The 25,709-nt window shown below is 65.3% G+C and carries 23 protein-coding genes; 9 read left to right on the top strand and 14 right to left on the bottom strand.

Annotated features, from left to right (window positions below; translation table 11 throughout):
• Nucleotides 1-2: 2 nt before the first annotated feature.
• From dnaE to Lysil_RS05900, 6 genes are all read left to right on the top strand, one after another.
• Nucleotides 3-3,530 (top strand): DNA polymerase III subunit alpha, encoded by a 3,528-nt coding sequence (gene dnaE, locus Lysil_RS05925; protein ID WP_103074579.1) that lies wholly within the window; start codon nucleotides 3-5, stop codon nucleotides 3,528-3,530.
• A gap of 82 nt (nucleotides 3,531-3,612) precedes the next feature.
• Complete coding sequence (locus Lysil_RS05920; protein ID WP_103074578.1) at nucleotides 3,613-4,572, top strand: acetyl-CoA carboxylase carboxyltransferase subunit alpha; 960 nt, start codon at nucleotides 3,613-3,615, stop codon at nucleotides 4,570-4,572.
• A gap of 71 nt (nucleotides 4,573-4,643) precedes the next feature.
• Nucleotides 4,644-4,934 carry a hypothetical protein gene (locus Lysil_RS05915; RefSeq protein WP_103074577.1) on the top strand — a complete coding sequence of 97 codons (291 nt, stop codon included), beginning with the start codon at nucleotides 4,644-4,646 and terminating at the stop codon, nucleotides 4,932-4,934.
• A gap of 49 nt (nucleotides 4,935-4,983) precedes the next feature.
• Nucleotides 4,984-6,264 (top strand): tRNA lysidine(34) synthetase TilS, encoded by a 1,281-nt coding sequence (tilS, locus tag Lysil_RS05910; protein WP_103074576.1) that lies wholly within the window; start codon nucleotides 4,984-4,986, stop codon nucleotides 6,262-6,264.
• Between the two features lie 9 nt (nucleotides 6,265-6,273).
• Nucleotides 6,274-6,555, top strand: a complete 282-nt coding sequence (locus Lysil_RS05905) for an exodeoxyribonuclease VII small subunit (protein ID WP_103074575.1) — start codon at nucleotides 6,274-6,276, stop codon at nucleotides 6,553-6,555.
• Complete coding sequence (locus Lysil_RS05900; protein WP_240600182.1) at nucleotides 6,545-7,432, top strand: polyprenyl synthetase family protein; 888 nt, start codon at nucleotides 6,545-6,547, stop codon at nucleotides 7,430-7,432. Before Lysil_RS05905 ends, Lysil_RS05900 begins: the two co-directional genes overlap by 11 nt.
• A gap of 7 nt (nucleotides 7,433-7,439) precedes the next feature.
• Here Lysil_RS05900 and Lysil_RS05895 read toward each other — a convergent pair whose 3' ends face one another.
• The 5 genes from Lysil_RS05895 to pmbA all read right to left on the bottom strand — a co-directional run bounded on the left by Lysil_RS05895 (nucleotide 7,440) and on the right by pmbA (nucleotide 12,444).
• The gene (locus tag Lysil_RS05895) at nucleotides 7,440-7,883 is read right to left on the bottom strand and encodes a DUF4870 domain-containing protein (RefSeq protein WP_165782399.1); all 444 of its coding nucleotides are present in this window, start codon (nucleotides 7,881-7,883) and stop codon (nucleotides 7,440-7,442) included.
• A 92-nt stretch (nucleotides 7,884-7,975) separates the two neighbouring features.
• Complete coding sequence (locus Lysil_RS05890; protein ID WP_240600179.1) at nucleotides 7,976-9,103, bottom strand: DUF1501 domain-containing protein; 1,128 nt, start codon at nucleotides 9,101-9,103, stop codon at nucleotides 7,976-7,978.
• Nucleotides 9,104-9,131: 28 nt separating this feature from the next.
• A complete protein-coding gene (locus Lysil_RS05885) occupies nucleotides 9,132-10,535 on the bottom strand; it encodes a DUF1800 domain-containing protein (RefSeq protein ID WP_103074571.1) in 1,404 nt (467 codons plus the stop codon).
• A gap of 75 nt (nucleotides 10,536-10,610) precedes the next feature.
• On the bottom strand, nucleotides 10,611-10,982 hold the full coding sequence (locus Lysil_RS05880) for a DUF4870 domain-containing protein (RefSeq protein WP_276308144.1): 372 nt from the start codon (nucleotides 10,980-10,982) through the stop codon (nucleotides 10,611-10,613).
• A 79-nt stretch (nucleotides 10,983-11,061) separates the two neighbouring features.
• Entirely contained in the window at nucleotides 11,062-12,444 is a 1,383-nt protein-coding gene (gene pmbA, locus Lysil_RS05875; protein WP_425477130.1) for a metalloprotease PmbA, read from the bottom strand.
• Between the two features lie 38 nt (nucleotides 12,445-12,482).
• Between pmbA and yjgA the strand changes: the two genes are divergently transcribed.
• Nucleotides 12,483-13,058, top strand: coding sequence for a ribosome biogenesis factor YjgA (yjgA, locus tag Lysil_RS05870; RefSeq protein ID WP_103075015.1), 576 nt, complete (start codon nucleotides 12,483-12,485; stop codon nucleotides 13,056-13,058).
• Nucleotides 13,059-13,096: 38 nt separating this feature from the next.
• Here the strand turns inward: yjgA and tldD are convergent, their stop codons facing one another.
• The 4 genes from tldD to Lysil_RS05850 all read right to left on the bottom strand — a co-directional run bounded on the left by tldD (nucleotide 13,097) and on the right by Lysil_RS05850 (nucleotide 20,460).
• Entirely contained in the window at nucleotides 13,097-14,539 is a 1,443-nt protein-coding gene (gene tldD / locus Lysil_RS05865) for a metalloprotease TldD (RefSeq protein ID WP_103075014.1), read from the bottom strand.
• A gap of 96 nt (nucleotides 14,540-14,635) precedes the next feature.
• On the bottom strand, nucleotides 14,636-18,394 hold the full coding sequence (locus tag Lysil_RS05860) for a YhdP family protein (protein ID WP_103074569.1): 3,759 nt from the start codon (nucleotides 18,392-18,394) through the stop codon (nucleotides 14,636-14,638).
• A gap of 12 nt (nucleotides 18,395-18,406) precedes the next feature.
• Entirely contained in the window at nucleotides 18,407-19,894 is a 1,488-nt protein-coding gene (rng, locus tag Lysil_RS05855) for a ribonuclease G (protein ID WP_103074568.1), read from the bottom strand.
• Nucleotides 19,891-20,460, bottom strand: a complete 570-nt coding sequence (locus tag Lysil_RS05850; RefSeq protein ID WP_103074567.1) for a Maf family protein — start codon at nucleotides 20,458-20,460, stop codon at nucleotides 19,891-19,893. The genes rng and Lysil_RS05850 overlap by 4 nt, the downstream gene beginning before the upstream one ends.
• 141 nt (nucleotides 20,461-20,601) lie before the next feature.
• Here Lysil_RS05850 and Lysil_RS05845 point away from each other — a divergent pair, with 141 nt between their 5' ends.
• Nucleotides 20,602-21,339, top strand: coding sequence for an SIMPL domain-containing protein (locus tag Lysil_RS05845; RefSeq protein WP_103074566.1), 738 nt, complete (start codon nucleotides 20,602-20,604; stop codon nucleotides 21,337-21,339).
• Nucleotides 21,340-21,842: 503 nt separating this feature from the next.
• Nucleotides 21,843-22,547 (top strand): energy transducer TonB, encoded by a 705-nt coding sequence (locus tag Lysil_RS05840; RefSeq protein WP_103074565.1) that lies wholly within the window; start codon nucleotides 21,843-21,845, stop codon nucleotides 22,545-22,547.
• Between the two features lie 15 nt (nucleotides 22,548-22,562).
• Here Lysil_RS05840 and rlmH read toward each other — a convergent pair whose 3' ends face one another.
• Genes rlmH through Lysil_RS05815 form a run of 5 tightly spaced genes read right to left on the bottom strand, consistent with a single transcriptional unit; the run spans nucleotide 22,563 to nucleotide 25,674 of the window.
• On the bottom strand, nucleotides 22,563-23,033 hold the full coding sequence (rlmH, locus tag Lysil_RS05835) for a 23S rRNA (pseudouridine(1915)-N(3))-methyltransferase RlmH (RefSeq protein WP_103074564.1): 471 nt from the start codon (nucleotides 23,031-23,033) through the stop codon (nucleotides 22,563-22,565).
• On the bottom strand, nucleotides 23,030-23,440 hold the full coding sequence (rsfS, locus tag Lysil_RS05830) for a ribosome silencing factor (protein ID WP_240600311.1): 411 nt from the start codon (nucleotides 23,438-23,440) through the stop codon (nucleotides 23,030-23,032). Before rsfS ends, rlmH begins: the two co-directional genes overlap by 4 nt.
• Nucleotides 23,441-23,459: 19 nt before the next feature.
• Nucleotides 23,460-24,128: a nicotinate-nucleotide adenylyltransferase gene (nadD, locus tag Lysil_RS05825; RefSeq protein ID WP_103074562.1), complete on the bottom strand. Its 669-nt coding sequence runs from the start codon at nucleotides 24,126-24,128 to the stop codon at nucleotides 23,460-23,462.
• Between the two features lies 1 nt (nucleotide 24,129).
• Nucleotides 24,130-25,170, bottom strand: coding sequence for a DNA polymerase III subunit delta (holA, locus tag Lysil_RS05820; RefSeq protein ID WP_103074561.1), 1,041 nt, complete (start codon nucleotides 25,168-25,170; stop codon nucleotides 24,130-24,132).
• Entirely contained in the window at nucleotides 25,171-25,674 is a 504-nt protein-coding gene (locus Lysil_RS05815) for an LPS-assembly lipoprotein LptE (RefSeq protein ID WP_103074560.1), read from the bottom strand. It abuts the gene before it with no gap.
• Nucleotides 25,675-25,709 lie beyond the last annotated feature (35 nt).

Here is a 25,709-nt window from a genome sequence, read left to right as displayed (position 1 = left end):
GCATGTCGGCCCGTTTCGCCCATCTCCAACTGCATAGCGAATATTCGCTGATCGACTCCACCATCCGCCTCGACGGACTGGTGCGGCGCTGCGTGGATCTGGGATTGCCGGCGGTCGCCATCACCGATCGCAACAACCTGTTCGCGCTGGTGAAGTTCTACAAGCTGGCGGAAGCGGCCGGCCTCAAGCCGATCGCCGGCGCCGACCTCACCGTGGTCGATCCCGAGCTCGGCAGCACCCAGCTCACCCTGCTCTGCCGCAACCACGATGGTTATCTCGCGTTGTCGCGATTGCTGACGCGCGCATGGATGCATGGCCATCGCCAGGACGGTGTCGGCATCGACAGCTCATGGCTGGGAGACGAAGACCTCTCCGGCCTGTTCGCACTAGCTGGACGCGATTCGTCCATCGGCACCGCGATGCTGTCCGGGCGCGACGAACACGCGCAGGCCGAGGTCGAACGGCTGCAACGCCTGTTCGGCGATCGCTTGAACCTCGCGCTGACGCGCACCCAGCGCACGCACGAAGACACGTTCAACGCCTTCGCGCTGCACTTGTCGGGACAACATTCGATCCCGGTGGTCGCCAGCAACGACGTGCGCTTCCTCGATGGCGATGACTTCGACGCACACGAGGCCCGCGTGTGCATCGCCAGTGGTCGCGTCCTCGACGATCCCAAGCGTCCGCGCCTGTATTCCAGCGAACAGTCGCTGAAATCCGGCGACGAGATGGCGACACTGTTCGCCGACTTGCCTGATGCGATCGACAACGCATTCGCCATCGCCGAATGCTGCAATCTCGAACTGCGCCTCGGCACCTATCACCTGCCGGCGTTCCCCGTTCCTTCCGATGAAACGCTGGACAGCTGGATCCGCGGCCAGGCGCACGCCGGCCTGCGCGCACGCTTCGAGCAACAAGCGCCCGCCGAAGGCCACAGCGCGGCGAGTTATCGCGAACGCCTCGACAGCGAGCTCGACGTCATCATCGAGATGGGCTTCCCCGGCTATTTCCTGATCGTCGCCGACTTCATCAACTGGGCGAAACAGCACGGCATCCCGGTCGGGCCCGGACGCGGTTCCGGCGCCGGTTCGCTGGTGGCGTGGTCGCTCGGCATCACTGATCTCGACCCGATTCCCTACGACCTGCTGTTCGAACGTTTCCTCAATCCGGAACGTGTGTCGATGCCCGACTTCGACATCGACTTCTGCATGGATCGCCGCGATGAAGTGATCGATTACGTCGCCGCGAAATATGGCCGCGATCGCGTCAGCCAGATCATCACCTACGGCACCATGGCAGCAAAGGCGGTGGTGCGCGACACCGGCCGCGTGCTCGGTTATCCCTACGGTCTCGTCGACGGCATCGCCAAACTCATTCCGATGACGCTCGGCGTCGGGCTGGAAGATGCGCTCGGGCGCACCGACAAGGGACGCAAGGACGACGCCTGGCGCAGCGACGAGTTGATCGCGCGCTACGAAGCAGAAGAGGACGTCCGCGACCTGATCGATCTCGCGCTGAAGCTGGAAGATCTGCCGCGCAACGCCGGCAAGCACGCCGGCGGCGTGGTGATCGCGCCGACGGCCTTGTCCGATTTCTGCCCGCTGTTCGCGGAACACGCCGGTGGTGGCGACGGCCGCAACCCGGTGACGCAATTCGACAAGGACGATGTCGAAGCGGTCGGTTTGGTGAAGTTCGACTTCCTCGGCCTGCGCACGCTCACCATCGTCGATTGGGCGGTGAAGGCGATCAACGCGCGCAAACCGCGTGATGAAGCTGTGCTCGACATCACCCGGCTTCCACTCAACGACGCGAAAACCTACGAACTGTTCGCGCGCGGCGATACCGTCGCGGTGTTCCAGTTCGAATCGCGCGGCATGCGCGAGCTGCTGAAACGCGCCTTGCCCGATCGCTTCGACGATCTCATCGCGCTGGTGTCGCTGTATCGCCCCGGCCCGATGGACCTGATCCCCGACTTCATCGAGCGCAAGCACGGTCGCGCCGAGGTGAAGTATCCGCATCTGTTGTTGGAACCGGTGCTCAGCCCGACCTACGGCGTGGTGGTGTACCAGGAACAGGTGATGCAGACCGCGCAGATCCTCGCCGGCTATTCGCTGGGCGGCGCCGATCTGCTGCGCCGTGCGATGGGCAAGAAGAAGCCCGAGGAAATGGCCAAGGAGCGCGTCAAGTTCGAGGAAGGTGCGAAGACGCATCATCATCTCGAATCCCGCGTGTCTGGCCCGATCTTCGACTTGCTGGAAAAATTCGCGGGTTACGGCTTCAACAAATCGCACGCCGCCGCCTACGCACTGGTGAGCTACCAGACCGCGTGGCTGAAGACGCATTACCCGGCGGAATTCATGGCCGCGGTGCTGTCCTCCGACATGGACAAGACCGAGAAGGTGGTTGGCTTCCTCGATGAAGCACGGGCGATCGGGCTCACCCTGCTGTCGCCCGACGTCAACGCCTCGCACTACATGTTCGACGCGGTGGATGCGAAGACGATCCGTTACGGCTTGGGCGCGGTGAAGGGCGTCGGCCAGAACGCCTGCGAAGCGATCGCCTTCGAACGCGAACGCGAACGCGGCGGCGCCTTCACCGACATGCTCGATTTCTGCCAGCGCGTCGACATGACGAAGCTCAATCGTCGCGCGCTGGAAGCACTGATCAATGCCGGCGCGATGGATGCCCTCGGCAGCAATCGTCCCAGCCTGCTCGCGCAATTGCCGGAAGCGATGAAGGCCACCGAACAGCAGGCGCGCGAACGCGAGACCGGGCAGGATTCGCTGTTCGGCGGCGGCGGCAGTGCCGCGCCGAGCCTGCGCATCGAATTGCCGGAAGTGCCCGACTGGCCGCTGACGCGCAAGCTGGAGGGCGAACGCGACACCCTCGGCACCTATCTTTCCGGCCATCCGATGGATCCGTATCGCGATGCGCTGAAGGCGATGGTCGGCCATGGACTGAACGATCTCGACAAGATCTGGGCCAGCCGCAGCGACGAGGAGAAGCGTGGCTGGCGACCCGAGAAGACCGTGGTCCTGGCCGGACAGGTGACCGCACTGCGCAAGCGCGGCGAATCGCAGGCCTTTGTGACATTGGAAGATGGCGCCGGTCGCATCGAAGTGGCGTTCTTCTCGGAAACGCTGGCGGAATACTCGGCGCTGCTCACCCGCGACCGCATCCTGGTGATCGAGGGTGGCTTGCGCGAGGACGAATTCAGCGGCGGCTACAGCCTGCGCGCACGGCGCTGCTGGGACTTCGAGCAGCTGTGCCCGCGTGCTGCCCGCAAGCTCACCCTGCGCATGGACATGCGCGTTCCCGGCGCGCTGGAAGCCTTGGACAACGCCCTGATCGAACATCGCCCCGGTTCCACCCCGATCCGCCTGGAACTGGTCCGCGACGGCGCCCGCGGCGCCATCGACCTCGACGGCCCCAACGCCATTCGCGTCAGCGCCGACCTCGCCGCCGCGCTCAAGGCCCAGCCGGGCGTGCACGCTGTCTCGCTGGTGCTGGACAAGCCCTGGCAGAACTGAACCTTCCAGCCTCCGGACGCCCCCGTCCGGGCCTGCCATCGCCATCCGCTAGACTGTCCACCTTGCTTCGCCCAGACATCCCATGAATCCGAACTACCTCGATTTCGAGCAACCCATCGCCGATCTGGAAGCGAAAATCCAGGAACTGCGCCAGGCCAGCGCCGGCCCGGGCGTCAATGTCGACAATGAAGTGCGCACCCTGCAGGAGAAGTTGCGCCAGCGCACTGCGCACATCTTCCGCGATCTCACGCCGGCGCAGGTGTCGCAGATGTCGCGCCATCCGCAGCGCCCGTACACGCTGGACTACGTCAAGGTGATCTGCGACGAATTCCAGGAGCTGGCGGGTGATCGCGCCTATGCCGACGATCCGGCCATCGTCGCCGGGCTGGCTCGCATCAATGGCCGTCCGCTGCTGATCATCGGCCACCAGAAAGGCCGCGACAACAAATCGAGGATCCGGCGCAATTTCGGCATGCCGCGCCCCGAAGGCTATCGCAAGGCGCTGCGCCTGATGAAACTGGCCGAACGCTTCCAGCTGCCGATCCTCACCTTCATCGACACCATGGGCGCGTGGCCAGGCATCGACGCCGAGGAGCGCGGCCAGTCGGAAGCGATCGCCCGCAACCTGATGGAGATGGCCGGCCTGCGCGTGCCGATCATCTGCACGGTGATTGGCGAAGGCGGCTCCGGCGGCGCGTTGGCGATCGGCGTCGGCGACCGCACCCTGATGCTGGAATACAGCACCTATTCGGTGATCACGCCGGAAGGCTGCGCGGCCATCCTGTGGAAGGATGCTGCCAAGGCCAAGGACGCCGCCGAGCAGATGGCGATCACCGCGCCGAAGCTGAAGGCGCTGGGCCTGATCGACAAGATCGTGCGCGAACCGATCGGCGGCGCGCAACGCAATCCGCAACAGACGGCGAAGCGCCTCAAGGCGATCCTGATCAACGAACTGGACGCGCTGGAAGCACTCCCGGTCGACGAGTTGCTGGAGCGGCGTTACCGCCGGTTGCGCGGCTACGGGGCGTACGAGGGCGCCTGAGCCCGGACCATTCCGTCGACCTATACTCCGGATGCCGGCAATCGGCCGGCATCACGCGGGGCAGGTTGAAGATGATCATCAAGCGCATTGATCCGCTTTCGGTCGGCAAAGTCTCCGGCATCATTTACGCGGTATTCGGATTGATCGCCGCCGTGATCATGCTGTTGTTCAGCAGCATGTTCGCCAGCATGCTGGCCGCGCAAGGGGGCAGTCCGATGCCTTTCGGTGGCGGCGGTATCATTGGAATCATCCTGCTCCCGATCGTGTACGGCATCATCGGCTTCGTCGGCGGCATCGTTTCGGCCTTCATCTACAACATTGCCGCCGGCTGGGTCGGCGGTATCCGCATCGACACCGAGTGACCGGATCACCCGTGTCGTGCCCTGCAGCGGGCATGGCACGGGATCACGCATGTCATCGAATACATCGCTCCCATTGATCCCGTCGCCTGTCGCCAGCGATGCAGCCGTAGTGGTGGGCTTGAGTGGCGGTCTCGATTCGACGGTGCTGCTGCATCGGTTGCACCGGGAGATGCCGCGACTGCGCGCGCTCCACGTCCACCACGGCCTGCATCCCGAGGCCGATGTCTGGGCGGAACATTGCGTCGCGTCGTGCGCCGAACTCGACGTGCCGCTGCGCGTGGCTCGTGTCGAAGTGGATCACGCATCCGGGCTTGGCCTCGAAGGCGCGGCACGCGATGCCCGCCATGCCGTCTTCAAATCCGAATTGCGCGATGGCGAAGTGCTGGCGCTTGCCCACCATCGCGACGACCAGGCGGAAACCTTCCTGCTGCGCGCATTGCGCGCGTCCGGCAACGATGGCTTGTCGGCGATGCGTGCCTGGCGGGAATATGCGACTGGCTGGTTGTGGCGGCCATTGCTCGACACATCGCGTGCGGACATCCGCGAATATGCGTGCATGCATGGCTTGCGCTGGATCGAGGATCCCTCGAACGCGTCGAGCACACAGGATCGCAATTTCCTGCGCAACGAAGTGATGCCATTGCTGCGGCAACGTTGGCCCCAGGCATCGGCGGCGTTCGCGCGCAGTGCGCAACTCGCGGCTGAAACGATGGATCGCGCGGCGGATGGAATCCGCATCGCCCTGCGCGCCTGCCGTCGCGATGATGGCGATCTCGATGTCACGACACTGCATCGACTCCCGGCGGATCTGCGTGCCGATGTCGTGCGACTGTGGGTCGCCGATGCAAGATTGCCGCCGCTACCGGGAAGCGGAATCACCACCCTTGAGCACGAATTGCTGCCCGCGCGGCGCGATGCGCAGGCCGAGTATCGCTGGCAACAGGCGCGCATCGTGCGGTGGCGCGATCGCCTGCACGCGGAGGGATTGCATCCGGCACTCGACGCCGATTTCCACGCCGAATGGAATGGCCGCGACCCCTTGTCGCTGCCCGACGGCACGCGACTGCAATTGCATGGCGCGGAGGAATTCGATCGCACCGTGCAGGTCCGCGCGCGCCATGGCGGCGAACGCATCCATTTGCCGAATCGCGATCATTCGCATTCGCTCAAGCACGCGCTGCAACAGGCCGATATCCCACCGTGGCTGCGCGAACGCCTGCCACTGCTGATGGACGGCGACGAAGTGCTGGCGGCCGGACCGCTGCACTCCGCGCGCCTGCACGATTGGCTGATCGACCGCCACGCCCGCCTTGACTGGCAACTCGCGTAAACTTGCCCTATGGCCCGCAAATCCTCCGCTTCCAACCCGCAGGACGCCTCCCCGGTCGCCACCTTCGAGGCCTCGCTCGACGCACTCGAAACGCTGGTCGAGCGCATGGAACAAGGCAACCTCGGCCTCGAGGAATCGCTGTCCGCCTACGAACGCGGCATCGGCCTCTATCGCGAATGCCAGACCGCGCTGGAACAAGCTGAATTGCGCGTGCGCCTGCTCAGCGACCTCGATGCGCCGGAGACCGCCCGCCCCTTCCCGGACGCAGCGGATCGTTCCGGTGACGCCTGACGCCAGCGCGGTGCTCGCCGATTGGCGGGCACGCATCGAATCCGATCTCGATCACGTCCTCTCCGACACCTTCGCCAGCACGCGCCTCGCCGATGCCATGCGCCACGCCGTCCAGGCCGGCGGCAAGCGCATCCGGCCGCTGCTGGTACACGCGACGGTGCATGCCGTGGGTGGAGACGGCGATCACGCGCGCCAGGCTGCGGTCGCGGTGGAATTGCTCCACACCTACTCGCTGGTGCACGACGACCTGCCGGCGATGGACGACGATGCCCTGCGTCGCGGCCAGCCGACGGTGCATGTCGCTTTCGACGAAGCCACCGCGATCCTTGCCGGCGATGCCTTGCAGACTCTGGCGTTCGAAATCCTTGCGCATGGCAATGTGCCTGCAGATGTCTGCGTCAAGCAATTGCGCGAACTGGCGCACGCCTCCGGCATCGACGGCATGTGCGGCGGCCAGATGCTCGATCTCGAAGCGACCGGCACCGCCGATGTATTGTCGCTGGATGCGCTGGAACGCCTGCACGCGCTGAAGACTGGCGCCTTGCTGCGTGCCGCGGTGCGCATGGGTGCGCTGGCCGGAAATGCCGACGATGCACAACGCGCCGCACTTGATCGCTACGCCGATGCGCTCGGCCTGGCCTTCCAGATCCGCGACGACCTGCTCGATATCGAGGGCGATAGCGCCACGCTCGGCAAGACCGCCGGCAAGGATGTGGAGCAGGCGAAATCGACCTTTCCAGCACTGCTCGGCATCGAGGCGTCACGGCAACGGCTGGCGCAACTCGCGATCACCATGGATGACGCGCTGGTCGGCTTCGACCAGCGCGCCGATCCGCTGCGTGCGATCGCGCGCCAGGTGATCGAGCGCGATCGCTGACCAACGTTCACTTCACGAATCGAATCGAGAACGGATAGCGGTAGGGCTTGCCTTCCCAGCCGGCGATCGCGGCGAGGATCGAGCAGACCAGCCACGCCACCACTTCCACGGCGATGAGCCCGGCCAGCAGCAGTCCTGCGGGCACGGTGACCAAAGCGCCGACACCGAGAGTCAGCACGGTTGCGCCAAGCAGCACGACGCCGGCCACGATTACCGCACAAGCGCCGAGGAACATCGTGATGTTGAAGTTCAGCGTTTCCTTGGCGTGCTCGGCCGCGAACGGATGGCGGTCGCGCACCACGAGCCACACCACCAACGCCACCACGGCGCCGGCCACGCCCGCGAACCAGTGGGTGAAGAATGCCGCCAGCAACGCAGCCAAGTGCACCCAGCCCGCCCATTGGCGATCTGTGCTGTCAATCACGGGGGCTTCGTTTTGGATCGCGTCCATTTCCATCGCTCCAGACACAGGATGATGGAACCAATATGGCGATCGCCACAGCCGCCAACAAGTGACGGAGGTGGGAATGACTTTCGTCGTGTTCAGCTATTGCGGATCAGTCCACGCATCACCGCGACGTCGGTGCTGGCCGGGAACACGCGGGCATCGCTGGCGGCGGCGGACACGCGCAGATGGGATTCCAGCACGCCCTTGAACATGCCGCGCATGTCGCTGGTGGCGAGCAAATCACGACGTTCGTTCAATTGCGAGTTGGCGAGTCCCGGCCAGGTCCCGGCGACGCGTCCGCCATTCACCGCGCCACCGGCGAGGAAGGCGACGCCACCGGTGCCGTGATCGGTGCCGTTGGTGCCGTTGACCGCAGCGGTGCGCCCGAATTCAGTCACCACCACGATCGCCGTGCGCGGCCAGATGGCGTCGCCCGCGGTCTTGAACGCCTGCAGGCCGGAATCGAGTTCGGACAATTTGCGCTGGAGGATGCCCGCTTCGTTGTAGTGCGTATCCCAGCCGGTGTCCTCGACGAAGGCGATGCGCGGACCATCGGCGGCCGACATGAAATGCGCCGCCGCACCCATGGCATCGGCGAGATGGCCACGCTTGTCGCCACCTTTCGCGGTGACGTCGCTTTCGTCGGCACCGGCATGTGCGAACGCCGGTCCCAGCACCGCATCACGCGCGTACAACACTTGCAGGTGCTGCATCAGGATCGGATCGATCGCGTGCGCCAGCGGCGGCGACCAGGTGGTCGTCGTGCTGTTGCCTCGCATGATCAACGGCATCACCGCGGTGATCGCCAGGCCGCTCGATCCACCCAATTCCTGTACGCAGCGGTTCATCCAGCCGTTGCGCCCGCCCGGCCCTTGCGTGCCGTTCTCCACGCAATCCTGCGCCTCGAAATGCGAACGCTCGCGATATGGTGGCGCCACCGCGACCACGGGCAGGAATTCCTTCGCCGCATACAGTTGCGACGCGAACGCCAATGACGGATGCAAGGCGAAGCCGCCGTCGATCGGATGCGCATCCTTGATCGCCGCTTCGCCCAGTGCACCGCGCAAGCGCAGGTAGTCGGAATCGTTCGGCCGCGGCAACGCATGCAGCCCGTCGAGACCACCACGCAGCAGCACCACGACCAGGCGCGTGTCGTTGGGCGAGGTCGCTGCCAGTGCAAACTTCGGCAACGAAGTCACCAGCGATGCGGCGGCGCCTGCCATCAGAAATTGGCGTCGGCTCAGTGACATCTCACACTCTCCACTGGAAGGACGGACTGGCGAGGAGCAGGGCCACACCCTGGCGCGGCGATTCGGCGCGACGCACTGCAGTCAGCGTTTCCGCATCCATGCCATCGCCGAGCGCATGTGTCGCCAGTTGCATGGGATCGTTGCTTGCGGATTGCGGCGCGGCATCCGCCAGCGTCTGCGCCGCCTGCACGCGCTTGTACAGCGCATCGGGACCGGACCAATCGGCGGCGGTATCGGCGAATCCTGCCGGCGAACGCGGCTGGAACACCGGGTGGCCCATGCGCGCCTGCAGATCGAGCGTGCGTGCCGCGTCTTTCTGCGTATCGAGCGTCAATGCGCGCATCGAAGACACGAGGAAATCCTGCGGCGTCTTGAACTTGCGCGCGGTTGGCGCCCACGCCAGCGGATGACGAACCATCGTCGAATACAGCGCGGCGAGATCGCCACCCGACGCCAGATACGCCTGCGCCATCGCGGTGACCAATTGCGGTGGTGGCTGGTCGGCGACGAAATGTCGCGCCAGTTTCAACGACAGGTGCTGCGCCGTGGCCGGATGCAGCGCGAGGTCGGCCAAGATGGCACGTCCCTGTGCCTCGCCCTCTTCGCGATAGCGTTTGCCGAGCACGCGGCGATCGCCGGGCTCGTGCGTGTTGGGGTTGAAATAGAACGGTGCACCGGAATTGGACAGATCCTGCGGCCGTTGCAGGCTCCAGCCGGTGATGCCCTTCGCCAATTCGATCACGTCGGCCTGGGCGTAACCGCCATTGACGCCGAGCGTGTGCAATTCAAGGATTTCGCGTGCGAGGTTTTCGTTGAGTCCGCGCCGCGCCGCCTTGGGGTTGGGCGCCTTGCGCGCGCGCATGCCAGCCTTGGAATCGACGCCGATCGACTGGGTGTTGTCGAGATAGAGCAGCATGCCCGGATGCGTCTCGATCGCCACCAGCAGGTCGGAGAACTTGCCGAAGGCATGCGGACGGATCGCTTCGCGCTCCATTGGCGCCGCGAACGATGCGGCGATGTTCTTGTCGGTGGAAATGGCGAAGTGGTTCGACCAGAAACGCACGATCCGTTCCGGGAAGCTGCGCGCGGTGACCACCGCGACCTGTTGCCTCAGCGCGATTTCCTGGCGGATGCGCTTGCGCAGCTCCTGCTCGGCGTCCTTGGCGGCCTGCTGCGCCATCATCTCGCCGTTCGATGCCTTCGCCATCTTGCGCAGATCGCGCACGGTGGTTTCCTGACGCAGGTAGTCGAGGCTGTTCGGCAGCGCGTCGGGCAGGACTTCGGCACCGGCGCCGAGCTGCGCCAGCAGCCAACCGCGGGGATCGCTCGTGGCGTCGGCGAGTTCGCCCGGGCGCGCACCCAGCCCGAAGCGGTTGACGGCAGTAAGGGCGGCATCGCGCGCCATGGCAGGACCTTGTGGAGTACCTGACATGAAAACGCGCGCCAACCACGAAGGTTGACGCGCGTCGGTTCGCGTTGGTTACTTGATCAGGCGCAGGGTGAAGGGATAGCGATAAGCCACGCCTTCATTGGCCTTGATACCGGCGATGACCGCAAGAATCAGCCCCGCCAGTCCCACCAGCGGCATCAGCACGATACCGATGATCACGAAGATCAGCAGCCCGCAGACGAACAATGCGATCGACAGGGTGATCTGGAAGTTCAACGCTTCCTTGCCCTGGTCGTCGACGAACGGCATTCCGTCCTTCTTCATCAACCACACGATCAACGGGCCAAGGATATGGCCAAGCGGGATGATGAGCCCGCTCAATGCCGACAGGTGCGCGATCATCGCCCATTGACGCTCGTCGGCGCTGATGCCGGAAGGTCCCACTGAAGTCTGCTCGTCCACTGTTGCCCCTCAAGAATGATGTGGGCCGATGTTACGCCAATCGGATTACGCCATTCGGATTGCGCCACCCGGGGACGCCTCAACCGCCGGCGACGGTCATCCGCCCGATCAGCAGCGAGCCCATGCGGGTGGACGAACGCGGATCGATGTCGCGGCCGATCGCTTCGATGCCCGAGAACATGTCGCGCAGGTTGCCGGCGATGGTCACGCCATCGACCGGATGGACGCGCTGGCCATGTTCGATCAGGTAGCCCGCGGCACCGCGCGAGTAGTCGCCGGTCACGGTGTTCACGCCCTGCCCCATCAACTCGGTGACCAGCAGCGCGCGCGGCAGGTTGGCGAGGATGGCATCGAGGCCATCGACATTCCCGGCGACATCGAGGTTGTAGATGCCACCGGCGTTGGCCGTGCTCTGCAATCCCAACTTGCGCGCCGAATAGCTGCCGAGCACGTAGCGTTGCAACACGCCGTTCGTGACCAGCGGCGACACCTGCGTGGCGGTGCCTTCGGCATCGAACGAGGTGGAACGGAAGCCGCCCATCAGATGCGGTTGTTCGATCATCGACACCCAATCCGGGAAGACCTGTTTGCCGGCATGGTCGAGCAGGAAACTGGCCTGGCGATACAGCGCACCACCGGACACTGCACCGATGAAGTGGCCGATGATCGAACGCGCGACTTCGGCGGTGAACACCACCGGCAAGCTGCCGGTCGGCAGGCCGCGCGGATCGAGGCGCTCGACCGTCAATTGCGCCGCACGATGCCCGACCGCCTGCGCCGCTTCCAGCGCATCCGCACGCAACGCCGCGGTGTACCAGCCATCGCGCTGCATGCCATCGCCCTGCCCGGCGATCAACGCACACGACAGACTGTATTGCGTCTCGCGCTCGTGGCCGCTGAAGCCGTAGGAATTGGCGTAGACACTGACGCTTTCGCTGGCGGAACTGGAACAACCATCGGAGTTGCGAATGCGTACATCGGCGTCGCGCCCCGCCTGCTCACAGGCCAATGCCTGCGCGATCATCGCGTCGGCATCGAAAACCTGCGGGTGCCACTGGTCGAATTCGCGCAGTTCGCGCGCCATGCGCTGCGGATCGGCGAGTCCGGCGGCGGGATCGTTCTCGGTGTAACGGGCAATCGTGCAGGCGTGTTCGACCGTCGCCGCGAGGCTGGCATCGGAGAAATCGCCGGTGCTGGCCGACCCCTTGCGCTGGCCGAAGTAGACGGTGAGCGAGACGCCGCGATCACGGGTCGATTCCACCGTCTCCACCGCGCCCATCCGTACCGAGGTGCCAAGACCGCGCGATTCCGAACAATCGACCTCGGCCTGGCTTGCGCCACCGGCCTTGCACAGATCCAGCACCCGTTGCGCCAGCGCCGAGAGTGCTTCGATCCGCTGTGGACTGTCGTCGGCGGAATTTGCCTGGGTCAAGCCAGCCGTGGACAGGGCGATCGTATTCAATGGCGTATCCTTGTTGAAGCGTTGATCAGGAGAGCGTGGTGCGCGGTCGCAATATTGAAACCGGCGAATTTCTCGGTGAGAGCCGCAGCCAGCAACGGCGTGAAGCGCTGGACGTGCTGGAACTGGCGGAAACCCTCACCGGTCTTGCCGATGGCCAGTTGGCGGCCCTGCCGATCCCGGAAGAACTGCTGCCGCCGTTGCGCGATGCCCGCCGCTTCAAGTCGCACATCGCCAAGAAGCGCCAGATCGCCTTTCTCGCCAAGCAGATGCGCCGCCAGGACGACGACGTGCTGGAAGCAATCCGCGACGCGCTGGACGCGCACAGCGAGGGATCGAAGCGCCAGGTGGCCGACATGCATCGCGCCGAGGAATGGCGCCAACGCCTGCTCGACGGCGACGACGACGCGCTGGCGGCGTTCATCGACATTCACCCCAATGCCGATCGCCAACGCCTGCGTCAACTGGTGCGCAACACCAAGGAGGAAGCCGCGCGCAACAAACCGCCGCGCGCCTTCCGCGAACTGTTCCGCGAGATTCGTGCGGCGTCCGCCAGCGATGGTGCTTCGACCGATCAAGACGCGGACATCGCCGACGACGATTCCAGCGACGCCTGATCGCGCAACATCCCCAGGACGAGCGCAGCGGGCGTGCATCACGCCTGCGTTCCGCCAACCGTCATTTCGCTGATCAGCAGCGACGGTTGCCCGACCCCGACCGGCACCGACTGGCCATCCTTGCCGCAGACGCCGACGCCGTCGTCGAGCGCGAGATCGTGGCCGATCATCGTCACCTTCTGCATTGTCTCCGGGCCATTGCCGATCAGCGTCGCGCCCTTGACCGGCGCGGTCACCTTGCCGTCCTCGATCAGATAGGCTTCGGTGGCGGAAAACACGTACTTGCCGCTGGTGATGTCGACCTGGCCGCCGCCGAAGTTCACCGCGTACAGGCCGCGCTTGACGCTGCGGATCATGTCCTCCGGCGAATGCGTGCCGGCGAGCATGTAGGTATTGGTCATGCGCGGCATCACCGTGTGTGCGTATGACTCGCGTCGGCCGTTGCCGGTCGACTTCGCGCCCATCAATCGCGCGTTGAGCGAGTCCTGCATGTAACCGGTGAGCACGCCGTCCTCGATCAACGTGGTGCAATTGGTCGGCGTGCCTTCATCGTCCATGTTGAGCGAACCGCGGCGACCGGCGAGCGTGCCGTCATCGACGATGGTGACGCCAGGAGACGCCACGCGCTGGCCCATGCGTCCGGCATAGGTCGAGGTGCCCTTGCGATTGAAATCACCTTCCAGCCCGTGGCCGACCGCTTCGTGCAGCAGCACGCCGGTCCAACCGTTGCCGAGCACCACCGGCATCACGCCCGCCGGTGCATCGACCGCTTCGAGATTCACCAGCGCCGAGCGCAATGCCTCGCGCGCGAATTTTTCCGGCTTGCCATCGCCCAACAGTTCCTCGTAGGAATAACGTCCACCGAACCCGGCATAACCGGATTCGCGACGCCCGTGTTGTTCGACGATCACCTGCACGTTCATTCGCACCAGCGGACGCACGTCGGCGGCGAGCACGCCTTCGCTGTTGGCGACGAGAATGGTGTCGACCGCAGCGGAAATTCCCACCATCACCTGCTTCACGCGCGGATCGAGACTGCGCACCAGTGCATCGACCTTGCGCAAGGCATCGACCTTGGCGTCATTGGGCAGGGCATCGATGGGATCGAGCGCCGGATACAACATTCCCTGCGTGCGCGGCGCCAATGCCTGTCGCCCATGGATGCCACCATCGCGCGCGATCGCCCGCGCGGCGCCGGCTGCTTCCAGCAAGGCTTGCGCGCTGATGTCGCCGGAATAGGCGAAGCCGGTTTTCTCGCCACTGATCGCACGCACGCCGACGCCCTGGTCGATGGAGTGCGCACCGTCCTTGACGATGCCATCCTCGATGCTCCAGCTTTCGCGACGCGCATGCTGGAAATAGAGGTCGCCGAAATCGATGCCCTTGCCCATCAGCGCGGCGAAGGCAGGATCGAGTTGCGCGACGTCCAGCCCGGACGGAACGAGCAAGGCCGAGCTGGCGATCTGGAGCGGGTTGTGCATGGAATTTCCGGCGGAAAGCGAAGGTTCGATCATCTCATGTGGCGATGAAAGCGCGGCAAATCAAGCGCGCCCACGCTCGAGCCAGCGCTGATCCATCTACTGCGCGCGCGATGGTACCGGCGTCTTCCCGCTTTCCTGCACCTTGGGGTCGCTCCACGGCCCGGTGACGCGATAGGTCTTCTCCGCCAGCTGGCTGAACGGCTTGCGCAGCACTGCTCCGGCCACCGCGCCGATCGCCGCGCCCACCGGACCGCCGGTCAACGCACCGACCGCTGTCAGCACATTGCTGGTCTTGGGATAGACGCGGATGGTCTGGTCGAATTGTTGCGCGGCCATGTCGGCGGCGCCTTCGATGTGGATGTCGGCAGCCGAACCCTTGATCGCGAGGTTGTTGCTATGCGCCTTGCCGCCATCGAAACGGATGTCGCCGGTGACGCTGTTGAAGCGGAAACCGCTGTCGAAGAAATCGTGGAAGTCGAACGCGAGGCGGCGCGGCAACTGCGCGAGGCTGAGCAATCCAAGCACGCGACCGACGCCGGGCTGCACCTTCACCAATTGTCCATCGTGCATGTCGATGCTCATCTGCCCGGCCAGTGTTGCCGCGCTGGCATCGACCGGCGCGCCGGGCCAGCGCAGGTCGAGCAGTACGCTGCCCTTGCCGTCGCCGAGTTGTCCCTTCATTCCCAACCCATCAAGCAGAGTGCCGAAGTTCTGGGTATCGAGTTTCGCCTGCACGCGCGTCTGTGCATCGCGGCCCTTGCCCAGCCAACTGCCGGTGACCGCGAAATGTTGCTGGCGCGATTGCAGGTCGAGTTTGTCCACCTGCAAGCCATTGGCGATCGGGTGCGTGCGCAACGCAGCGGTATTGAACGCGAGGTTGCCGATGCGCAAGTCATTGACGTCGAGCGCCAGCGGCGGCAGGTGTGCGGGATCGAGGTCGATGGATGAGGATGCCGTCGCCGGAACGCCCGCACCACTTGCCTGCGGCGGCGACCAGTGGACACGATCGAACTTGCCGCTGATGGTCGCGTTGTCGGCATTGGGGATGACGAGTTGCCCCTGCAAGGCATCGCCCTGCACTTGCACGAGGTGCGCATTGCCACTTGGGGTGACGCGCAGGCGCGATGCCGGGAATGTCGCTGGCCCAAGCATCAGGCGATCGACGGCGATATCGATGCGTTTCAGCGTGAACGACGCGCCATCATCGCCACCCAGCATCGCCAGCCACGACGGCGCATCGATGCTCGGCGCATGACCGCTCACCACCAGGCCGGAATCGGGCGGCGTTTCGACCGCGCCATCGCCCAGCGCCATGGCAATGCCGGTATGACCCCCTTGGCTGCGCGCACGAACGCTGGCAACGTGACCGAGCTTCACGCCGATCTCGCCTTGCCCCAGCGGCAACGGCAAGGTGACGACGGCTGGCAATGTGCTGGCCGCGGCTTTCGCGAATGGCGCGGGGAGATCGAGCTTCGTGCCGACGAGATCCGAGCGCAATTCGACGCGATTGACCGCTGCGGCACTCGTCCCGTGTGGTACGTCGACCGCCACCGTCCAGTGCGAACGGCCATCGACATGCGGCTGCAGCCATTTCAGGTCGGGCACGCGCGCCAGCAGTTCGCGCGCGCCGAGCGTGCCTGCGAGTTCGCCTTCGAAGACATTCCCATGATCGCGCACGTCGCCGCCGGCGCGCAGGTTGAGCGTGCCGGGTTGTCCTTCGTGCACCACGTCCAACGCATCGGCAACGAAACCGCTGCGATCGTATTTCGCGCTGCCATGCACGTTGTCGAAGCGCAATCCGTATTCGCGATGGGCGAGTCGTGCGCCATCGAGCATGGCGACGCCATCGAGCTTGTACGGAAGGTCGTCGTGGAACGGCAGCAACAGGGTGAGATTGGTGCGTGCCGGCCCACCGACATCGAGTTGTGCGAATACCGAACCGAGATCCTTTTCCAGCGGACTCTGGCGCAGCAGCGCGAGCATCTGCTTGGCGTCGCCGCCACCATCGGCCTTGATCGTCAGTTCGGCCTTGGCGAAATCGGGGATGTCGGCGACCGCGTGCGCCACGTTCACGCCGGCGATGGTGCCATCGGTTTCGATATGCATGCCCGCGCCGATGAACTGCACGCGCGTGAGCTTGCCACGCAATTCCGGCCAATCCGGCTGGAACTTCAACACCGCGTCACGAATGTCGGCATCAACTTCAAACAAGCCGTTGTTGTTGCGGAGCGGCCAGTCGTCGAGGTCGCCGGATACCACCGCATGCGCGCGTTCGATGTGACCACCAAGCAGCGCCGCATCCAGCCACTCCACGGTCGCCTTCGGCATCATGTCGTGGACCCAGAGTCCGTGCGCGACGGTCACTTGCGGCTGCTGGGTCACGTCCGCGGCGATGCCGATCAGCGGGCGCTTGCCGTCGCCCTGCCAACGCAATCCACCACGCGCCTCCACGCCGACGTCGGTTGACGACAACCGCAACGCATCGGTGCCGATGCCGAAACCGTTGCCGTCGCGATACCACACCACCGTGCCATCGGGCTGGAAGGCGTGTGGCACGCCGAATCCGCTCGGCCAGTTGAAGATGAAACGACTCGCCGGGTCGAACGCCAGCGCTGCGCCTTCGGCATCGCCGGCGATACGGCCGCTGACGCCATTCACACCCGGCGCGCGACCGACTGCACGGAACCCGATACGATCCGCCGTCGCGGTGACGCGCGGCTGTTGCGCATTGCCGGTCAATCGCACGTCGCGCAAACTGCCTTCCGGCTGCGCTTCCGCGAGCCAGCGCGCGAGGCCGGCAGGCACGCGATCGGACAGCGCGACAATCGACGCCACCATCGGCAAATCGACGCGCGCGACCACCGCCGACAGGCGTTCTCCACCACTCACGCTCAATCCATCCAGCACCTGCGTGCTGCCGGCGCGGGTGATGGCCAGTTGCGGCACATCCAACCGCCAGTCCGCACCGACATGCTGGTATCCGGCGAGCCCTTGCAGGCGTTGCAGCAAGACCGGCGTGCTGGTCGATCCCGGCGTGCTCGATCGCAGCAACACGTCACTGAAATCGCTACGGGCAACCAGTTTCGTGATCCGACGCGCGCCGACGTCCAGCCACGCCTCGCCACTGCCGTGGCCACCGGCCAGTGCGACGCCGAACACTTGCAGGAATCCCTGGTAGCCCTTCAGGTCGGTGTTGCGACTGCCGACGTAAACGCGACCGTCGCCATTGCCGCGATCGAAATCCATGGTGGCGAATGTCGGTGTCGCCACGCCCTTGAGCCAGCCACGCATGCCGACGCGCACACGTGCGCCATTGACCTGTGCACGCACGTCGAGGTGCGGGATCTCCGCATGCAACCCCATCGACGGCGCGTTCAACGTCAGGCTGCCGTTGATCACCTGCAACTCGCCCAGCGGTTCCAGCGTGGTCAACGGATCGCTGCCGCCGGTTTGTCCGGGCAGTCCACGCACATGCCAGGTGCCATCGTCATCGCGCTGCAGGTTGACGTGGATACCTCGCAAGCGCAGTTCGGTGAGGCGATGCCCCGGCAACCAGCCGGTGTATTGCGAGACCAGCAACTCGGCATCACCCAATCGCAGCGGATTGCCCGGCGTGCCGACGGTGAGATCGCGCAACAACAACAGCGGCCCGCGTCGCGTCCAGTGCGCGTGGATGCTGCTGAACTGCACCGGATTCCCGGCGCGCGTGCTCAACCAGATGCGCACTTCGTTCGGATGTTCCTCGATCCACGGCATCGCCCGGCTCAACGCGCCGGTTAGCAGCGCCAATGCCAGCAGGCACGCACCGATCAGGTAATAGAGCGATTTTCCCGCGAAATGGAGGTGCTGGCGCATCAGAACAGCTTCTTACAGCAGTACGACATCGTAGTGCTCCTGCACGTACTGGTCGTCCTGCTGGAAGCGGATCGATTTGCCGAGGAATTCCTCGAGCTCGGCGACCGCGGCCGATTCTTCCTCGGTGATGCGATTGACCACCATCGGTGACGCGATCACCAGCAGGCGTTCGGCATCGAACTGGCGCCCCGCGCGGGTGATCTCGCGGAAGATTTCGTAAGTGACGGTTTCGGCGGTCTTCAGCGTGCCGCGACCATTGCAGGCCGGGCACGGTTCGCACAACTGGCGTTCCAGCGATTCCACCGTGCGCTTGCGCGTCATCTCCACCAGGCCGAGCGGCGAGAAATCGTAGACGGTGGTCTTGGCATGATCCTTCGACAGCGACTTCTCCAGCATCCGCAATACCTGGCGGCGATGCTCGGGGTCGTGCATGTCGATGAAGTCGATGATGATGATGCCGCCGAGGTTGCGCAGGCGCAGTTGCCGCGCCACCGATTGCGCCGCTTCCAGGTTGGTGCGATAGACCGTCTCCTCCAGCGTGCGCTGGCCGAGGAAACTGCCGGTGTTGACGTCGACCGTGGTCATCGCTTCGGTCTGGTCGATCACCAGGTAGCCACCGGATTTCAGCGGCACCTCCTTCTGCAACGCGCGCTGGATTTCGTCCTCGACGCCGTAGAGATCGAAGATCGGGCGCGCGCCGCTGTAGAGCTCGATGCGTTCGGCCAGACCCGGCATGTATTGCGCGGCGAACACCCGCAACTTCTCGCAAGTTTCGCGCGAATCGACCTTGACCTTCTCGACATCGCGACGCATCAGGTCGCGCACCGCGCGCATCGGCAGGCTCAGGTCGTCGTAGATGCAGGTGCCGACGCTGGCGTTGCGCGCGCGTTCCTCCACCAGTCCCCACACCCGCGAGAGATAGGCGATGTCCTCGGCCAACGCTTCGGCGGGCTGGCCTTCGGCATTGGTGCGGATGATGAAACCGGAACCGCCCGTCATCGCCAGTTCGCTCACCAGCCCCTTCAGGCGTGCGCGTTCGGTCTCGTCCTCGATGCGCGCCGACACGCCCACCACCTTCGACTGCGGCAGCATCACCAGATAGCGCGACGGCACGCTGAGTTGCATCGTCAAGCGTGCGCCCTTGCTGCCGATCGGATCCTTGACCACCTGCACCACGATGTCCTGGCCATCGCGCAGCAGCTCGGCGATCGGCCGCACCGACGATGGCAGCGTTTCCGCGGGCGCACCATCCTCGTTCGGGATCGCCGGCATCGCCCGCATGATGTCGTTGGCATGGAGGAACGCCGCGCGCGCCAGCCCGATGTCGACGAAGGCCGCCTGCATCCCCGGCATCACCCGCTGGACCTTGCCCTTGTAGATATTGCCGACCACGCCGCGACGCCAGCCGCGTTCGATGTGCAGTTCTTGCAACATGCCGTTTTCGACCACGGCGACACGCGTTTCGCGCGGGGTGACGTTGACCAGGATTTCCTCGCTCATGGCCACATCCCTGCTTGTGCCAGCAAGCTGGAAGTTTCCGCCAGCGGCAGGCCCATCACGCCGCTGTGGCTGCCATCGAGATGGATGATGAACACTTGCGCCGCGCCCTGGATGCCGTACGCGCCGGCCTTGCCCTGCCACTCGCCACTGGCGATGTACCAGTCGAGGACGGCCGGCGAAAGTTCGCCAAAGGTCACGACGGATTTCGAGACCACCTGCAGCTCGCGCGCGGCCGACACCAGCGACACCGCCGAGATCACCACATGCGCGCGACCGGCCAGCATCCGCAACATGCGCGCGGCATCGGCGGCATCGATCGGCTTGCCGAAGACGAGGTCGTCCAGCACCACTTCGGTATCGGCGGCCAGCACCCACGCCTCGCGTTGACCGGCCAGTTGCAGCAGGCCGGCACCGGCTTTCTCGCGGGCGACGCGACGGACGTAATCCTCGGGCGGCTCGCCTTCGGCGCGGACCTCCGGAACGTCGAGATCGAGGACGCCGAACGCCAGCCCGAGACGGGCCAACAATTCCGAGCGGCGGGGGGAACGCGAGGCAAGATGCAGCATGGTGCAAGGATACCGTGCGGCGGTGGCGCGGCCTCCCCCGGCGCCTGAACGCAATGCAACATCGGCCCGCCATTCAACCCCGTGGCGAATCACCACCCGTTAACCAGCCATGTACACACTTGAACTTTTCAGGAGCCCACCATGCGTTCGATCCGCCCGCTCGCTCTTTCCCTTGCCCTTGCAGTCCTCATCCCCATGACCGGTCATGCCCAAAACACCCCGCAAGCCAGCATCGCCAACAGCGACGGCACCCTGCTCTCGGTCTCGGCCGAAGCCAGTTCCAAGCGCGTTCCGGACGTGGCGACGATGTCGACCGGCGTGGTCACACGCGGCACCGACGCCAACGTCGCGATGCGCGAGAACGCCGACCGCATGGCCAAGGTGATGGCGGCGATCAAGTCGGCCGGCGTCGCCGAACGCGACATCCAGACCAGCGGGGTGAATCTCAATCCGAATTACGTCTACGCGCAGAACCAGCCACCGAAGATCAACGGGTACGAAGCGCGCAACACGGTGAGCGTGAAGGTGCGTGACATTTCCAAACTCGGCAAGGTGATGGACAGCCTGGTCGCGGCCGGCGCCAACGATCTCAATGGCCCTTCGTTCGAAGTCGACAAGCCGGACGAAGCCTATGACGAGGCACGTCGCAGCGCATTGGAAAAAGCACGGGCACGCGCGGAGATGTACGCCAAGGCACTGGGCCTGCGCGTGCGCCGGATCGTCAGCATCGATGAGGGTGGATCAAGCTTCCCGCGCCCGATGCCGATGATGCGCACGATGGCGATGTCGGCCGCTGCGCCGAAAGCCGACACCGAGGTTTCGCCCGGCGAGACCAGCCTGTCAGCGCATTTGAACGTGGTGTTCGAGTTGGGGCGGTAAGGCACGCGTTGGCTTGGCGTCTTCGCGAAAGCGTATCGCCCGGCTTTGCGCCAGCGCGCCATGCCTATGTGTCCGACACGCCGTGAATACGTCCATGTAGGCTCAGCCGCCGCATCCATGCGGCGGAATGGTCGGTCACATAGGCGCAGCACACTGGCGCTGCCGGTGGCGGTTTTTTCGCTCTCCTGAAAGCAACAACACGCGCGCGGCAAGTGGTCGGCCTGCCCACTGCGCGGGCATACGAGGCATGGATGCCGAGTCGAGCCTCCATGGATGGATTCACGGCGTCCCGCGCAGTGGGTGGGCCGACCACGCCAGCCAGCGCGTGCCTTGAACCCGCACGCGCTCAGCCGGGCTGAGGACTTGGCCGGAAGCATCAACCACTTACGTTCCCTTGCATGCAATCGCTTGACCGGTGCATTGTCGAAGCGCGTGGCGCCCGCAACCCCATTGCCGCGCATCGTGCGTTGTAGTCCATATCGCTCCCAACCCGGAGGTGGATCATGCAGTCGCAAACGCTCGCGTTGTCCCGTGCCACGACCCTGCAAGCACAGGATCGGCTCGATTTCGCCCGCATCGGTGCCTTCAGCGCCGTCATCGCGATCCATGTGATCGCCGCCGGATTGCTGCTCGCCCCGATGCGCATGCCCGATCCCGGACGCATCGAGCAATCGGTTCCGATCACGATCGTCCTGCCTGAAGTTCCACCGCCACCGCTGGTTCCGGTGACGGTGAAGCCGAAGGTGATGCCGACGCCGACCAAGCCAATCCCGCAGCGCCAGCCCGAACCGCGCAACAACACCGTGGCCAGCAACACCACGCCAATTGCCGCCAGCAACAATCCCGAAGCCAATACGACGGTTGCCAAGGGCGATCCGACGCAACCGATCGAGCCTGTCGTCGAACCGAATGTCGAGCCGAAGGTGCTGCGTGGCGCGCAACTGGCCTACGCCAGCACGCCTGCGCCGATCTATCCGCGTGCCGCGCAGATCGGCGGCATCGAAGGCACGGTGATCCTGGAAGTGACCGTGGACGAACACGGCAAGCCGATCGACGTGGTCATCGCGGTGAGCAGCGGTTCACGCGATCTCGACCGCGCCGCGCGCGAGCAGGTGTTGCGGGCATGGCGCTTCCAGCCGGCGATGGAGAGCGGACGCGCGGTGCGTGCGATCGGCCGGGTGCCGGTGAATTTCACCCTGAATCGCTGAGCCTGCAGCCGCAAATCACGCGCGGTGGTACGGATGATTCCCCAGAATCGACACCGCGCGATACAGCTGCTCCGCCACCAGCAATCGAACCAGCATGTGCGGCAGCGTCAATGGCCCGAGTGACCAGGATTCGTCCGCGCGCGACAACACATCGTCTGCGTGGCCTTCCGGGCCGCCGATGAGGAATACGGGATCACGCCCCTGCCCGCGCCAATGCTCCAGACGCTGCGCCAACTGTTCCGAACTGTATGCCTTGCCGCGGCCGTCCAACGCAACGACCCATGTCCCGCGCGGAATCGCCGCCAGCACGCGACCGCCTTCGTCGGCCATCGCGCGCGCGGCATCGCGGCCCTTGCCGCGCACACCGGGCTCGATTTCCACCAATTCCAGTGGAAGTCCGTGCAGCAATCGTTTCTGGTGATCGGCGAATCCCTGCGCCACCCACGCGGGCGCGTGTTCACCGACGGCGATCAGTTTCGCTTTCAATATTGCTCGGGTTCCGGCGGCTCGTCGCCCACCGTCCACAAGCGCTCCAGCGCGTAGAACTCGCGCACGCGCGGCAACATCACATGCGCCACCACGTCGCCGAGATCGACCAGCACCCATTCGGCCTCGCGCTCGCCTTCCACGCCCAGCGGCTGGCAATCGAGTTTCTTGGCTTCCCGCACCACTTCGTCGGCGATCGATTTCACGTGCCGCGTCGACGTGCCCGACGCGACCACCATCCAGTCACAGACGCTGGTCTTGCCGCGCACATCGATTTCGACGATGTCCTGGGCCTTGAGGTTCTCGAACGCGGTGCGGACATGCTTGAGCAGGACATCCACCGGCGGCGGCGGATTGGGGAGCTGGGTCTTGATGACGTGTGCTTGATTGTTGGTCAAAGTCGGGATTCCGGGGACTCGATGCGGATTATAGGTGTCCGGGCGGTGAAGCCGCAGTCGCTCCATACAGGTGGCGATGGTCGATGAAGCCCGCCACGGCCGGAGGCACCCAGTCGTGCCAGGGTTCGCCGCTGGCGATGCGCCGGCGCAATTCGGTCGCGGATTCCGGGGAAACGGGCTGGCGCAGGCGCCAGGCCAGCCCCGCGGGCGCGGCGTGCAGGGCGCTGGGCGAACGGGTGAAGCGCGCCGCGAACGCGTCCGCCAGTTCCGTCGGCATCGCGCCGTCGAGGTCGAAGCCAGGGCGTTCGGCGATGACGAAATGCGCGAATCGCGGCAACTCGCGCCAGTCCTTCCACGTCGGCAGGCCGAGGAAGCTGTCGGCGCCGACCAGCAGCGCCAGCGGTGCGCGATCCCCGATCTCCGCGCGCAGTTCGCGCAAGGTGTCGATGGTCCAGGACGGCGCGTCACGCCGCAGTTCGCGTTCGTCGACGTCCATGCCATCGATTCCAACCACCGTCAGTTCGCACATCCGCGCGCGATCGCCGGCGTCGGCCAGGGTCGCGTCCTTGTGCGGCGGATCGCCGGCCGGCAGCAGCGACACCTCGGCGCGCAAGGCGTCGCGCGCGTGCAGCGCCACCGCGAGGTGGCCGTTGTGGATCGGATCGAAGGTGCCGCCGTAGAGGATGCGCAGCGTCACGTCAGGCGCGCGCGGCGATCAGCTTGAACGCGCGCGGCTCGGCGACCGCCAGCAACACGCGCTCCAACAATATCCAGGGATCACCCGGTGCACGCCCCTTCGATGCACGATCGACGTGCCCGACTTCCGCCAGCAACGCATCCCAATGCGCCGTCGCGTGCCGTCCCAGCGCACGACGGTATACCGCCTGCTTGCTGTCCCACACGCGTTGCGCCTTGAATTCCGCCACCACGTTGCCGCCACGCGCCTGCACCCGCGACAACGACGCCAGGCGCTGCAGCTCCATCACCACCATGCCGAGCAACGCCGGCACCGCCAGCCCTTCCGCGCGCAGGGTCGCGAGCATCCGCGCCACCTGCGACGGCTGCCCCGCCAGCGCGGCATCGATCAACCGGAACACGTCGAAACGTGCGGCATCGGCGACCAACGCATCCATCCGCGCGGCGTTCAACACTTCACCGGGCTCCACCAGCAAGGCCAGCTTGTCGATTTCCTGCGCGGCCGCCAGCAAGTTGCCTTCGGTGCGCTGCGCAAGATGATCGATGGCGTCGCGTTCGGCCTTCAATCCACGTGCGTTCAATCGACGCTCGACCCAATCGAGCCACTCGTGTGGCTTCACCGGCCACGCGATCGCCAGCGTGCCGATGCGCGCGATCGCCTCGCTCCACTTGCCCGCATGCGACTTGCTCCACTCGCCCGCCGTCACCAACAGGATGGTGTCCGCAGGTGGCGCAGCGCAGAACGTGGTGATGACTTCGGAACCGTCCTTGCCCGGCTTGCCGGTCGGCAAGCGCAGGTCGATCAGGCGCAAGCGGCTGAACAAACCCATCGCCTGGAAACTGGCGGCGACTCCATCCCAATCGAAACCGCGGTCATCGGCCTCGAACACCTCGCGCTCGGTGCAGCCATCGGCGCGTGCTTGCGCTCGCACGGCATCGGCGGCTTCCAGTACCCGCAGCGGTTCCGCGCCGGCGATCAGATAGGCCGGCCGCAGCGGTTCGCGACCAAGCTGCGCAACCAGGCGTTCCGGCGTCAGTTCCACTTATTTCGCATTGATCTTGCGCGAGACCGCATCGATCCGGCGCATCACCGCCGCCGCCATGTCGCGGCGCATTTCCTTCGCCAGCAATTCGTGCTCGCTGGCCTTGCCGACGGCATCGGCGGCGGGCGCGACGTAATCGCGGGTCAGTTCGATCGCCTGCTGTGGCACCACGTCCTTGCCGTTGGCGCCACGCAAGGCGAAGATCACCGCATAGCGCAGGCTGAATTCCTGGGCGCGACCGTACTGATCGAGCGAGATCGGGATATCGCCCCAGCGTTCCGAAATCACTTCCAGCGTCGCCACGCCGACCGATTCCTTGGGATCGGCCGGCACCGCGCCGGCGCGCGTCATCGCTTCCGACAACGCTTCGCCCAGCGGGCTGTAGGGATCCGAGCTCACCACCCGCACCGGACCGAGATCGGACGGCAACTGCACCGCCTCGCGCAGGTGGAATCCACAGCCGGACAGGGCCAGGGCAAGCACGGGAACCAGCAGTCTCTTCATGGGCACGGATCGGGATGCGGTCAGGGTCACCAGTG

This window comes from Solilutibacter silvestris (genome assembly GCF_002895945.1).
GTDB classification, from domain to species: Bacteria; Pseudomonadota; Gammaproteobacteria; order Xanthomonadales; family Xanthomonadaceae; genus Solilutibacter; species Solilutibacter silvestris.
Note: the sequence above shows the minus strand (reverse complement) of the source record. Positions and strands in the feature narration are given on the sequence as shown.